Below are 12,944 nucleotides of genomic sequence, written 5' to 3'. Positions count from 1 at the left end.
TTCTCTCTGCCGGCAAGTTGCGGTATTGGAGCTTGATGAACCAGAAGCCCGCACCGCTATCGGAACAGCAGCCGCTCGTCATCTTGACGACGCCGCGGCTAATTCTGCGCGCTGTGGTGGAAGAGGACATATCGGTTCTGCACAATCTGATCTTCGGTGACAGCGATGTGATGCGCTTTGCATTTTCCGGAGCGCCGATGGCAGGGGACGCCGCCGAAGATTTCATTCGGCGATTCTTCACCTTCGGCCGCAGCCTCACGGGGATGGCGGTTCTGATGGAAAAGCCCGCGGGCGATATCATCGGCTTTGCCGGCTTGTCCCCATGCAACGCGCTGGGAGCCGACGATTTTGAGATCGGGTTTGTCCTTGCGCGCCGGGCATGGGGCAAGGGGATCGCAACCGAAATCGGCGAGGCGCAGCTTGCCTTTGGGTTCGAGCAACTCAAATGCGGCAGATTGCTCGGGCTGGTCGATCCGCGAAATGCACCGTCCATTCATGCGCTCGAGAAGCTCGGAATGCGCTATCAGGAGACGATTGCGGATCCCGAACGCGGAAGTCGGAGCGTTTATGTGATTGAGGCCGCGGAGTGGCAACGGCGGCGCGCTGAATAACGGGAATTGTGCCGGGTTTCCGGTTGCGCCCGGGCGCGCGCTTTCGCACGATCCCGGCATGATTCGGGACAAGTCCGCCAAGAAAAACACCAAAAAGACCGACAAGAAGGCTGGCATGGAACAGGCCGAGCCGCTCAAGGGCGTAATCGCAGTCGCGCCGCCGAGCTTTCGCCGCGAAAGAGCGCTGATCAAGCGTGGCGTCTGGCCGGTGGCCGGCTGCGACGAGGCCGGCCGCGGTCCGCTGGCAGGTCCGGTGGTGGCGGCCGCCGTTGTGCTCGATCCCAGGCGAATTCCCAAAGGGATCGACGATTCCAAGCGGCTGACCGCCGAGCGCCGCGAGGAACTGTTCGAGGAAATCTGCGCGACATCGTCCTTTGCGGTCGCCTTTGCCTCGCCGGCGCGGATCGATCGCGACAATATCTTGCGCGCCTCGCTCTGGGCGCTGGCGCGGGCCGTGCGCGCGCTGCCCGAAATGCCGCAGCATGTGTTTGTCGATGGCCGCGACAAGATCGACGTGCCCTGCGATTGCGACGCAGTAATCGGCGGCGACGGCATCGTCATGTCGATTGCAGCCGCCTCGATCATCGCCAAGGTAACGCGCGACCGCCTGATGTGCGCATTGGCGCTGGATTGCCCGGGCTACGGCTTCGAAACCCACAAGGGCTACGCCGTGCCGGAACATCGCGAGGCGCTGGACCGGTTAGGCCCGAGCATCCACCACCGCCGGTTTTTCGCGCCGGTGATCGCCGCGCGGCTGAAACATTACCCCGAGACGGCCCAAGAGACGGTCGAACCCGATCTCTTTACCGTGGACGAAGAGATTACTTCCGAGATTTCAGTCACGGCCTGAGGCCGGTTGCCTCGGCGGCTCCTGCGCTCTATCAAACGTCCCTGGGGGACAGGGCTGCCCGGCCCGGCATTCGGACGTTTCATGCGCTTCACCTCGCTCGTTGTCGAACTGATCCGCGCCCGGCCGCGCCTGGTGGTCTGGATCGTGGTGTTGGCCCAGGCCGGGCTTTGGCTGATCCTGCCGATGCTGCTCTATCCGAGTCCGCCCGGCGACCTTGCGACCGTGCTGGCCTTCGGCCGGGAGTACCAGGTCGGAACCTGGCTCGGTCCGCCGCTGGCGTTCTGGCTCGCTGACATTGCTTTCCGAGCCGCCGGCAACAACATGTTCGGCGTCTATCTGCTGGCGCAGGCCTGCGCCGTCGTCACCTTCTGGATCTATTATCAACTGGCCCGCGCGATCGTCGGCGGGCAGCAGGCGGTGCTCGCGGTCCTGCTCTCGATGACGGTGGTGGCGTTCAGCTCGCCCGGCGTCGAGTTCGGCCCGCTGGTGCTGGCGCGCCCGCTGTGGGCGCTGCTTTTGCTGCATTCCTGGCAATTGATCGGCCAGAACCGGCGCAATGCGTGGTTCGCCTGGTCGATCGAGGCCGGGCTGCTGCTGCTGACGACGTCGGCCGCGCCCGGAATATTGCTGCTGCTCGCCGGATTTGCCGTTGCCACCGTGCGGGGGCGGCGGGTCTTGATGTCGCTCGACCCGCTCTATGCGCTGCTCGTGATCGCCGTCCTGGCGTTGCCCTATCTGATCTGGCTGCTCCGCGCCGACGCACTCGCCATGCCGCCATGGCCCGCGATCTCCGATCTTGGCGCGCGCGTCCTGCAATGGGGTGGGCTGCTCATCGGCCTGGCGCTCGCGATGTCCGCCATCGTGCTGCTGGCAATCCTCAATTCCGGCTGGTTCGCCCGCAATGCCGGGGAAGCGCCGATCATCTATCGGCCACCGGTCGATCCGCTGGCGCGCGACTTCGTCTATTTCTTCGCCATCGCCCCGGCGCTGCTCGGAAGTTTCCTGGCCGGGCTGTTCAATTTCGACCACGTCGTGGGCGGCGCGGGCGTTGCATTGCTAATGTCGGGGCTTGCCGTGATCGTGGCGACCGGCGATCTGATTCACCTGCGGCGTCAGCGCGTGTTGCGCACGGTCTGGGCCGCGGCGGTCGCCGCTCCCGCCGTCGCGGTGATCGCGACCGCGTTTGTTCTGCCGTGGACCGGCGCTGCCGAAGTGCCGACCGCGTTGCCGGCGAAGGCGATTGCGCATTTCTTCGGCGACAATTTCGAACGGCGAACCAACCAGCGGCTGCGCGCGGTAGCCGGCGATCCGCAACTGGCGAGTTTCATCGCGATGAGCGCCGGGCGCCCGCATCTGTTGCTCGACGCCACGCCGGAACGAACGCCGTGGCTGTCGGCCGCGAAATTCAGCGAGACCGGCGGCGTCGTGGTCTGGCGCGCCTCCGACACCTCAGGCACGCCGCCTCCCGAGATCGCGCAACGCTTTCCGGGCCTGGTGCCGGAAGTGCCGCGCGCCTTCGAATGGATGGTGAACGGCCGCCAGCCGCTGTTGCGCGTCGGCTGGGCCATCGTGCGGCCGAAGGCGCCGTAGTCGGTCCCTCGGCCCATCCTTCGAGACGCCCGCTTTGCGGGCTCCTCAGGATGAGGGAGACACTGTCTGCTCAAGTGCCTTTGCAATCGCGCGCAGATCCTGCCACGACATCCGCTTGTAGGAGGGCGACCGCAACAGGTAGGCCGGATGGAACGTCGCCATGGCGCGGATGGTGCGGGTGCCGGTGTCGTAGTCGAACCATTTCCCGCGGGTCCTCATGATGCCCTCGCGGGTCGACAGCAGCGTTTGCGTCGAGGGATTGCCGAGCGTCACCAGCACGTCCGGGTTCACGAGCTCGATCTGCCGCTGGATGAACGGCAGGCAGATTTGCGTTTCCTGCGGCGTCGGCGTCCGGTTGCCGGGCGGCCGCCAGGGGATCACGTTGGCGATATAGGCCTTGCTGCGGTCGAGCCCGATCGCCGCGATCATCCGGTCGAGCAATTTGCCGGAACGCCCGACAAAGGGCAGGCCCTCGATGTCTTCGTCCCGCCCGGGCGCCTCACCGACGAACATGATGCGCGCCTGCGGATTGCCGTCGGCAAACACCAGCCGCGTCGCGGTGTTTTTCAGCGCGCAGCCCTCGAAATTTTCCAGGAGCGTGCGCAGCGCTTCCAGCGTCGGCGCCGTTCGCGCCGCTTCGCGCGCGATGGCGATCGCCGCTTCCGGCGGGGGCGCTATTTCGCTGCGCGGAACCGCCGGCGTCGCGGCGGGCACTTCCCTGATCGGGCGGGCTGGCGTCGTCTCACGGACCGGGACGGGGGCGATCGGGGCGTCGGGCTCGCTCAGCCGATCGACCGGCGCCTCCGTCAACGCGCAATCGACCCCGGCCTCCAGATAAAAGGCCAGCAATTGCCTGATATTAGGCGCGGGTTCGGGGATCAAATCCATTATGCCAATCTAATATGGATCGCGCCGGCGTGAAACGCCTCGCCTCGCATTTCCATGGTTGTTATCGGCGCAAAAATCGGAAACAACCAGCCTTTAGAGCCGTTCTCAATCGGGCTGAGATCAGATCATGAGTGCAGAAGAACTTCCTCCCCGCGAATCCATGGAATTCGACGTCGTGATCGTCGGCGCCGGGCCGTCGGGCCTTGCCGCGGCGATCCGGCTGAAGCAGCTCAATGCCGATCTCAGCATCGTCGTGGTGGAGAAGGGTTCCGAAGTCGGCGCGCATATTCTCTCAGGCGCCGTGATCGATCCGGTGTCCCTCGACAAACTGATCCCGGACTGGCGTGAGGACGCGGATTGTCCGCTGAAGACGCAGGTCAAGGACGATCGCTTCTACTGGACCACCGCAACCAGCGCGATCCGGCTGCCGAACTTCGCGATGCCGCCGCTGATGAATAACCATCACTGCTATATCGGCTCGCTCGGCGATGTCTGCCGCTGGCTGGGGCCGAAGGCGGAGGCGCTCGGCGTCGAAATCTATCCGGGCTTTGCCGCGGCCGAGGTACTTTATGATGACAACGGTGCGGTGCGGGGTATCGCGACCGGCGACATGGGCATTGCCAGGGATGGCAGCCTCAAGGACTCTTTCACGCGCGGCATGGAACTGCTGGGCAAGTACACGCTGTTCGCCGAAGGTGCGCGCGGCAGCCTGAGCAAGCAGTTGATCGCGAAATACTCGCTCGACGCCAAGAGTGAGCCGTCGAAATTCGGCATCGGGCTGAAGGAAGTCTGGGAGATCGATCCCGCAAAACACCAGAAGGGCCTGATCCAGCATTCGTTCGGCTGGCCGCTCAACAATTCGACTGGCGGCGGCTCATTCCTCTACCACTACGACGACAACAAGGTGGCGGTCGGCTTCGTCGTGCATCTCAATTACGACGATCCGTATCTGTCGCCGTTCGACGAATTCCAGCGCTTCAAGACCCACCCTGCGATCCGTACCGTCTTCGAAGGCGGCAAGCGGCTTTCCTATGGCGCGCGCGCCATTACTGAGGGCGGCTATCAGTCGGTGCCGCGTCTGAGTTTCCCGGGTGGTGCGCTGATCGGCTGCGCCGCCGGCTTCGTCAACGTGCCGCGCATCAAGGGCGTGCACAATGCTATGGGCAGCGGCATGCTCGCCGCCGAACATGTCGCCGCAGCGCTTACCGCCGGGCGCGCCAACGACGAACTGGTTGAATATGAGAACGCCTGGCGGGATTCCGCCGTCGGCCGAGACCTGCACCGGGTTCGTAACGTCAAGCCGCTGTGGTCGAAGTTCGGCACCATCATCGGCGTCGCGCTCGGCGGCTTCGACATGTGGTGCAACACGCTGGGCTTCTCGCTGTTCGGAACCCAGTCGCACGCCAAGCCCGACCGCAAGACGCTGGATGCGGCGAAGGCGCACACCCCGATCGCCTATCCCAAGCCGGACGGCAAGTTGACTTTCGACAAGCTGTCGTCGGTGTTCCTCTCCAATACCAATCATGAAGAGGACCAGCCGATCCACCTCAAGGTCGCCGACATGAACCTGCAGAAGGCGTCCGAGCACGATGTCTATGCCGGTCCGTCGAACCGCTATTGCCCGGCCGGCGTCTACGAATGGGTCGAGGAAACCTCAGGTCCGCGCTTCCAGATCAACGCCCAGAACTGCGTCCACTGCAAAACCTGCGACGTGAAGGACCCGAACGGCAATATCACCTGGGTTCCGCCCGAGGGCGGCGGCGGGCCCAACTACCAGGGTATGTAGCGAGGCCGTAGACCACGATTGCGTGAGCTGGAGGAGGGTGATACCGCCTCCGGCCACGATACCGCCATAGTAAAAGCGTTTCCGGGTTGAGCTGGCTAAATCGAAGCCTCAAGGGCCTAATCTGCCAATCGATTCGCCAACCCGTATCCTTGCGGTTGAGGGCCAAAAGCGGCATTGTCGCTGCCCGAGATGCCGCCGCTTGGGTTTGCATTCGAGACCGATCGTAACGATCCCGCCATACATCCTGGAGCAAGGCGAACGTGATGCTTTCCACTCGTATGAATCGTTGGACCTTCGCCGCAATTACTCTCGCCGCACTGGCCGCACCGGCTGCGGTTTTGGCCCAGACGCCCGAACACACGGGCGATAACGCCGCGCAATTCCCCAGCAAGGCCGATCTGAAATCGCTGACGACGTCCGGCAGCTATCTGGCCGCGCGCCACGCCAGCGTCGAGCGCGACGCGGCTTCGGCCGCTGCGTTCTATCGCTCCGCGCTGCGCACCGATCCGAAGAACAACGAACTTTTGGACCGCGCCTTCATCTCCTCGCTTGCCGATGGCGACATCGATGAAGCGGTCAAGCTCGCCGATCGCATCCTGACGATGGACAAGGCGAACCGCGTCGCGCGGCTGGTGGTCGGCGTACGCGACCTCAAGCAGAAGAAATATCCCGCCGCGCAGCTCAACATCAACCAGTCGATCCGCGGACCGATAACCGACCTGGTGGCGACGCTGCTGTCGGGATGGGCGAGCTACGGCGCGGGCGATGCCAAGGCGGCGGTTGCAGGTATCGACAAGCTGACCGGCCCCGAATGGTATCCGATCTTCAAGGATCTCCACACCGGGATGATCCTGGAAATATCGGGCAAGGACAAGGATGCCGGCACGCGGTTCGAGCGCGCCTACAAGCTCGACGATTCGATGCTGCGTGTGTCCGACGCTTATGCGCGCTGGTTGTCGCGCAACAAGGACGGCGCGGCGGCGGCCGGCATTTACGAGGCGTTCGACAAGAAGCTGCCGCGGCATCCGCTGGTGCAGGAAGGGCTGCGCGACACCCGGGCCGGCAAAAAGATGTCGCCGCTGGTCGATTCGGCGCAGGCCGGCGCAGCCGAGGCGCTGTACGGCATCGGCGCCACGCTGACCCGCCGCGGCGGCGAGGATCTGGCGCTGGTCTATCTGCAGCTCGCGCTCTACCTGCAGCCCAATCACCCGCTGGCGCTGCTGTCGCTCGCCGATCTCTATGAGTCCGTGAAGAAGCCCCAGATGGCGATCAAGGTCTACGAGCGCATGCCGGCCAGTTCGCCGCTCAAGCGCAATGCGCAGATCCAGCTTGCCACCAATCTCGACGCCGCCGACCGCAGCGAAGAGGCGATCAAGATCCTGAAGGGCGTCACTGGGGAAGCTCCGAAAGATATCGAGGCCATCATGGCGCTCGGCAACATCGAGCGCGGCCGAAAGAAATTCAACGATTGCGCCAACACCTATTCGCTGGCGATCGATGCGATGCCCGGGGTGACCGACAAGAACACCTGGGTCACCTATTATTATCGTGGCATTTGCGAGGAACGTTCCAAGCAGTGGAGCAAGGCCGAGACCGACATGCGCAAGGCGCTGGAGCTGCAGCCCGAGCAGCCGCATGTCCTCAACTATCTCGGCTATTCCTGGATCGATCAGGGCATCAACCTCGACGAAGGCATGAAGATGATCAGGCGCGCCGTCGATCAGCGCCCCGACGACGGCTACATCGTGGATTCGCTGGGCTGGGCGTTTTACCGGATCGGTAATTTTGAGGACGCGGTGAAGAATCTCGAGCGTGCGATCGATCTCAAGCCCGAGGATCCGACCATCAACGACCATCTCGGCGATGCCTATTGGCGCGTCGGGCGCACGCTGGAAGCCAAATTCCAGTGGGCCCATGCCCGCGACCTCAAGCCTGAGGCGGAGGAATTGCCGAAGATCGAGGCCAAGATCGCCAACGGTCTGCCCGAAGACACCTCTTCTGCGGCTTCCGCCGACAAGAAGAAAGAAGACGGCAGGGGCGGCTGAGGCAAGGACTTTGGGGGCTGTTCGGTAATGCCGGCATTGAGTGATGAGGCGCGCGCCAAGGTCAACCTGACCTTGCAGGTGAACGGCCGTCGTGCGGACGGTTTTCATGATCTTGAAAGCGTGGTGGCGTTCGCCGACTGCGCCGACCGGCTGACACTGACGCCGGGTTCGAATCTGGAATTGAAGATGTCCGGGCCGCTGGCGCTGGCTTGCGGCGAGACGTCGGACAATCTGGTGCTCAAGGCCGCGCGCCTGCTGGCCGAGCGCGTACCAAATATGAAGGCCGGCAGCTTCTCGCTCGACAAGGTCTTGCCGGTGGCGGCCGGAATCGGCGGAGGTTCGGCCGATGCCGCGGCGGCGTTGCGGCTGCTTTCGCAATTGAACGGGCTCGCGCTCGACGATCCTCGCATCATCGAGGTCGCGGAACTGACCGGCGCCGACGTACCGGTCTGCGTCAACTCACGCGGCTGCGTCATGACCGGCGTCGGCGAAACGCTGCAGCCGCTGAACTTGCCGAAAATGCCCTGCGTGATGGTCAATCCCGGCGTTCCCGTCGCGACCAAAGACGTCTTTGCCGCGCTGGGCCTGCGCAACGGCGAATTGCTGGTCGGCGCCACCGACGTGCTGCTGCAGGACCACTGGCCCGACGGGGTAGCATCGCTCGAGGACTGGGTTGAAGCGCTCGCCGCCAGTTCCAACGATCTGGAAGCGCCGGCCATGCGCGTCCAGCCCGTGATCGGTGACGTCATCGCAGCGCTCAACGCGACCAACGGCGCCTGGCTGGCACGGATGTCCGGATCGGGCGCCACCTGCTTTGCGATCTACGAGAACACCGCCGAAGCCGGCCGCGCGGCGGAGAAGATCCGGCGCGATCACCCTGGATGGTGGGTGCATGCGGGAACGCTGAGCTGAGATTCTCTTCGTAGGATGGGTATCGCGAAGCGAAACCCATCAATTCATACCCATTGGCGACAATTGATGGGTTTCGCTGCGCTCTACCCATCCTACGAGTTGGGCCGCCGCGCCAGCGCCAGCGAAATACCGAGGCTTGCGATGAACAGCCCCGAGCCCTGCCGCAATCGTTGAAGCAGATTCGGATTGCGCGTGAGACCGGCGCGCGCCGTCGCGGCCATCATCACCACGACGACATCGGCCAGCGTGTTGAGCGCCACCGAGATCAGGCCGAGCGCGATGAACTGGAGCGCAGGGTAGCCGCCGGCCGGATCGAGGAATTGCGGAATGAAAGCCAGAAAGAACGCCGCGGTCTTCGGGTTGAGGGCTTCGACCAGCACGCCTTCCCGAAACACCCGTTCTGTACCGGTAGCGATGGCCTGTTGCGGCAGCAGATCGCGCGCCTCGCGAAACGTCTTGAGGCCAAGCCAGACCAGATAGAGCGCGCCTGCGAATTTGAGTACGGTGAACAGCTCGGCACTGGCAAGGATCATCGCCGAGACGCCAAGTCCGCCCGCGATCACATGTACGAGCCCGCCGAGCGCCGTCCCGAACGTCGACGCGATGCCGGCTCGCTTGCCGCCCGACAGCGTCCTCGCGGCGACGTAGAAGATTCCAGGACCGGGGACAGCGGCGATGACAAGCGCGGCCAGGAGAAACAACGTGAAACTGGTGCCGTTCAATGCGATCTCTCTTGTAGGATGGGTAGAGCGACGCGAAACCCATCAATAGGCTGCCAACGGCGTGAATGATAGTAGCGGCGTCATTGCGAGCGAAGCGAAGCAATCCATTGGGCCGCAAAGGAAGCATGGATTGCTTCGTCGCTTCGCTCCCTTGCGCAAACGCTTCGCGTTTGTCGCAGGCAATGACGGCGGTGCGCGTTAATGCGATCTCGCCAGACAGAACGCCACGACCTGCTCCAGCGCAGTCTTCATCGGCGAGGCCGGGAACAGCGCCAGCGCGTCGACGGCCATCGCGCCGTAGTGCTGGGCGCGGCTGATCGTGTCTTCCAGCGCGCGGTGCTTGGTCATCAACCCGATGGCATGATCGAGGTCGCTGTCGCCGATCTCGCCACGCTCCAACGCCTTGACCCAGAACTTGCGCTCGCCGTCATTGCCGCGGCGGAACGCCAGCACCACCGGCAGCGTGATCTTGCCCTCGCGGAAATCGTCGCCGATGTTCTTGCCGAGTTTCGCGGCCTTGCCGCCATAGTCCAGCACGTCGTCGACGAGCTGGAACGCGATGCCGAGATTCATGCCGACCGAGCGGCACGCGGTCTGCTCGGCCTTCGGCCGGTTGGCGATCACGGGCCCGACCTCGCAAGCCGCGGCAAACAGTTCGGCGGTCTTGCCTCGGATGACGGCGAGGTATTCGTCCTCGGTGGTCGCGGTGTTCTTGGCGGCCGCAAGCTGCATCACTTCGCCTTCGGCGATGGTGGCCGCGGCGGAGGAGAGAATGTCCAGCGCGCGCAGCGAGCCGACCTCGACCATCATGCGAAAAGCCTGGCCGAGCAGGAAGTCGCCGACCAGCACGCTCGCCTCATTGCCCCACAGCATCCGCGCCGACAGCTTGCCGCGGCGCAGTTCGCTCTCGTCGACCACGTCATCATGCAACAGCGTCGCGGTGTGCATGAATTCGACGGAAGCCGCGAGCTTGATATGGCCGTCGCCGGAATAGCCGGTGAGGTTTGCCATCGCCAGCGTCAGCATCGGGCGGAGACGTTTGCCGCCCGACGAGATCAGGTGGTTGGCGACTTCCGGAATCATGGTGACTTCCGACCCCGTCCGCGACAGGATCGTGGCGTTGACCCGCTCCATGTCGGCGGCGACGAGCCCGACCAACGCGTCGATCGAAGCGTTCGGGCTTTCGAAGGGTACAATAACCGCCACGCGGGTCTCCAATTTTGGCCAATTCGCACTATCCTTGTTCTACAATAGAAAGTGCCGGCTAAGGCGGCAAGGGCACGTAGCGGTTGACAGACCCGGTGCCGCTGTCGCACCCGGGCGAAAAGGAGAGCGTCCCTTGCGGGAATTGGTCAGGACCAACGATATCGTGCTGGTTTCCGCAGTCGGCGCGCTGCTCGACGGCGCCAACATCCATCATCTGGTGCTGGATCAGAACATGAGCGTCATCGAGGGATCGCTCGGCATCCTGCCACGCCGCATCCTGGTTCACGAGGATGACAATCGCGCGGCCCGCCAGTTGCTGGCCGAGGCGGGCCTGGCTCACGAATTGCGCCCCGATGACTGACCCGGTACTCGAACTCACCGAAGATGCGTTTCTCGGCGGGCAATTGCGTTTGATGCAACTAAAATCCGGACATCGCGCCGGTCACGATGCGGTGCTGCTGGCGGCGGCGACGCCAGCCCGTTCGGGCGACCGCGTGGTCGATCTCGGCGCCGGCGTCGGGGCCGCGGGCCTGGCGGTCGCCAGGCGCGTGACCGGCATCGATCTCGTCCTGGTCGAGATCGATGCCGCGCTGGCAGGGCTTGCGCGCGCCAATGCGGATGCCAATGCGATTCACGCTGACGTGATCGTGCTCGATGTGGAAGCCGATGCCTCGGCTTTTGCCGCTGCCGGATTAGCGCCTGACAGCGTCGATGCGGTGCTGATGAACCCGCCCTTCAACGATCCCGCGCGGCATCGCGTCTCGCCGGACACGGCGCGCGGGACCGCGCATATGGCGACCGCAACGACGCTCTCGAAATGGGTTCACGCCGCGCGGCGCATTCTCAAATCGAGGGGAGCGTTGACGCTGGTCTGGCGCGCCGACGGAATTGCCGCGGTGCTCTCGGCGCTCGATCACGGTTTCGGGAGTTTGCAGGTCCTGCCGGTTCACGGCGAGCCGCGGGCGCCTGCCAATCGCATCCTGGTTCGCGCCACCAAGGGTGGGCGGACGCCGACACAAATCCATCCCGCCCTGATGCTCAATGACGAGCAGGGCGCGCCCAATAAAGGAGTGCAGGAGATTTTAGCCGGGAAGGGGAGCTTGCCGCTCGCGTCCCCGTAACGGTGGCTCGCACGCCCATTTTCCGGAACAGGACGCTATTGCGGAAGCGTCTCTGACTGTTGCTTGGGTGCCGATGTAAAGTGGATCGCGGCCAGAAGGCTGCCGATGAGCATTATCAGCAGGTAGATTTTCATGTCAGTCTCCGCTGCGCCATTGCAGCTTTAACGTCTGCAATGCAAAAGGCGTTCCGGCCTTTGCAATGACACTGGTGCGATAAAAAATGGTTAATTCGAGGTAACGGCATGAGTGAACAATTAAGTGATCGCGCGGGATTGCCGAACCTCATTGACAGGGTGAAGCAACTCATTCCGGCAAAATTCCGGCGCGACGCTGCCGTCGTCCCGGTGGTCCGCCTGTCGGGTGTCATCGGCGCGGTGACGCCGTTGCGGCCGGGCCTGACGCTGGCGGGCATCGCCAAGACGCTGGAGCGCGCTTTCGCCACCAAACACGCCAAGGCGGTGGCGCTGGTGATCAATTCGCCCGGCGGTTCGCCGGTGCAATCGCGGCAAATCTATTTGCGGATCAGGCAGCTTGCCGCGGAAAAGAAACTGCCGGTGCTGGTGTTCGTCGAGGACGTCGCCGCCTCCGGCGGCTACATGATCGCCTGCGCCGGCGACGAGATATTCTGCGATCCGTCCTCGATCCTCGGCTCGATCGGCGTGGTCGGCGGCAGTTTCGGTTTTCAGGACCTGCTCAAGCGAATTGGCGTCGAGCGGCGGCTTTACACGGCAGGCGAGCACAAGGCGATGCTCGATCCGTTCTTGCCCGAAGATCCCGATGACGTGGCGCGCCTGAAGGCGCTTCAGCGCGAGATCCACGCCATCTTCATCGCGCTGGTCAAGGGGAGCCGCGGTGCGCGGCTCAAGGGAACCGAGGACGTCTTGTTCACCGGCGAGTACTGGGCGGGCGAGAAGTCCGTGTCGCTGGGTCTTGCGGACAAGATCGGCGATATCAGGTCGACGCTGCGCGAGCGTTACGGTGAGAAGGTGCTGACGCCTGTCATTGCGCCCGCCAGCGGCATGCTGTCCGGGCTGTTGGGCCGCAGGTCGCCGGGAGCGGGTTCGCTGGCCGCATTCGACGGTATCGGGGGACTGCCGGATGACCTGATTTCGGCGCTCGAGACCCGGGCGATTTGGGCCAAATTCGGGTTCTAGAAATCAACTGCAGGTCATCGAGCCGCGCCATTTAGTCCCAAAAGCGGAATTGCGGCGCA

General features: G+C 63.9%; 12 protein-coding genes. 9 read left to right on the top strand and 3 right to left on the bottom strand.

The window, feature by feature from the left end:
- Positions 1 to 35 precede the first annotated feature (35 nt).
- The 3 genes from V1294_RS31985 to V1294_RS31975 all read left to right on the top strand — a co-directional run bounded on the left by V1294_RS31985 (position 36) and on the right by V1294_RS31975 (position 3,051).
- A complete protein-coding gene (locus tag V1294_RS31985; protein ID WP_334502811.1) occupies positions 36 to 611 on the top strand; it encodes a GNAT family N-acetyltransferase in 576 nt (191 codons plus the stop codon).
- A 58-nt stretch (positions 612 to 669) separates the two neighbouring features.
- Complete coding sequence (locus tag V1294_RS31980; RefSeq protein WP_442895398.1) at positions 670 to 1,461, top strand: ribonuclease HII; 792 nt, start codon at positions 670 to 672, stop codon at positions 1,459 to 1,461.
- An 81-nt stretch (positions 1,462 to 1,542) separates the two neighbouring features.
- Entirely contained in the window at positions 1,543 to 3,051 is a 1,509-nt protein-coding gene (locus V1294_RS31975; RefSeq protein WP_334502809.1) for a glycosyltransferase family 39 protein, read from the top strand.
- Between the two features lie 45 nt (positions 3,052 to 3,096).
- Here the strand turns inward: V1294_RS31975 and V1294_RS31970 are convergent, their stop codons facing one another.
- Positions 3,097 to 3,933, bottom strand: a complete 837-nt coding sequence (locus V1294_RS31970) for a uracil-DNA glycosylase (RefSeq protein ID WP_334504903.1) — start codon at positions 3,931 to 3,933, stop codon at positions 3,097 to 3,099.
- Between the two features lie 133 nt (positions 3,934 to 4,066).
- Here V1294_RS31970 and V1294_RS31965 point away from each other — a divergent pair, with 133 nt between their 5' ends.
- The 3 genes from V1294_RS31965 (at position 4,067) to V1294_RS31955 (ending at position 8,682) form a co-directional block, all read left to right on the top strand.
- The gene (locus tag V1294_RS31965) at positions 4,067 to 5,725 is read left to right on the top strand and encodes an electron transfer flavoprotein-ubiquinone oxidoreductase (RefSeq protein ID WP_334502807.1); all 1,659 of its coding nucleotides are present in this window, start codon (positions 4,067 to 4,069) and stop codon (positions 5,723 to 5,725) included.
- Positions 5,726 to 5,988: 263 nt separating this feature from the next.
- Entirely contained in the window at positions 5,989 to 7,770 is a 1,782-nt protein-coding gene (locus tag V1294_RS31960) for a tetratricopeptide repeat protein (protein ID WP_334484303.1), read from the top strand.
- A 27-nt stretch (positions 7,771 to 7,797) separates the two neighbouring features.
- Positions 7,798 to 8,682 (top strand): 4-(cytidine 5'-diphospho)-2-C-methyl-D-erythritol kinase, encoded by an 885-nt coding sequence (locus V1294_RS31955; protein WP_334484301.1) that lies wholly within the window; start codon positions 7,798 to 7,800, stop codon positions 8,680 to 8,682.
- 92 nt (positions 8,683 to 8,774) lie between these two features.
- On the opposite strand, the gene V1294_RS31950 is transcribed toward V1294_RS31955, so the two are convergent.
- Both V1294_RS31950 and V1294_RS31945 read right to left on the bottom strand, forming a co-directional pair.
- On the bottom strand, positions 8,775 to 9,404 hold the full coding sequence (locus V1294_RS31950; RefSeq protein ID WP_334502805.1) for a LysE family translocator: 630 nt from the start codon (positions 9,402 to 9,404) through the stop codon (positions 8,775 to 8,777).
- Between the two features lie 198 nt (positions 9,405 to 9,602).
- Positions 9,603 to 10,610 (bottom strand): polyprenyl synthetase family protein, encoded by a 1,008-nt coding sequence (locus tag V1294_RS31945; RefSeq protein WP_334484295.1) that lies wholly within the window; start codon positions 10,608 to 10,610, stop codon positions 9,603 to 9,605.
- 133 nt (positions 10,611 to 10,743) lie between these two features.
- Between V1294_RS31945 and V1294_RS31940 the strand changes: the two genes are divergently transcribed.
- The 3 genes from V1294_RS31940 to V1294_RS31930 all read left to right on the top strand — a co-directional run bounded on the left by V1294_RS31940 (position 10,744) and on the right by V1294_RS31930 (position 12,885).
- Complete coding sequence (locus V1294_RS31940) at positions 10,744 to 10,971, top strand: putative signal transducing protein (protein WP_212420243.1); 228 nt, start codon at positions 10,744 to 10,746, stop codon at positions 10,969 to 10,971.
- On the top strand, positions 10,964 to 11,731 hold the full coding sequence (locus tag V1294_RS31935; RefSeq protein WP_334502803.1) for a tRNA1(Val) (adenine(37)-N6)-methyltransferase: 768 nt from the start codon (positions 10,964 to 10,966) through the stop codon (positions 11,729 to 11,731). Before V1294_RS31940 ends, V1294_RS31935 begins: the two co-directional genes overlap by 8 nt.
- Positions 11,732 to 11,973: 242 nt before the next feature.
- A complete protein-coding gene (locus V1294_RS31930) occupies positions 11,974 to 12,885 on the top strand; it encodes a S49 family peptidase (RefSeq protein WP_334484290.1) in 912 nt (303 codons plus the stop codon).
- The last annotated feature ends 59 nt before the right edge of the window (positions 12,886 to 12,944 follow it).

Origin of the sequence: Bradyrhizobium sp. AZCC 1678, assembly GCF_036924765.1 — a bacterium.
Taxonomy (GTDB): domain Bacteria; phylum Pseudomonadota; class Alphaproteobacteria; order Rhizobiales; family Xanthobacteraceae; genus Bradyrhizobium; species Bradyrhizobium algeriense.
The sequence above is the reverse complement of the archived record's forward strand: the minus strand, read 5'-3'. Positions and strand labels throughout refer to the sequence as shown.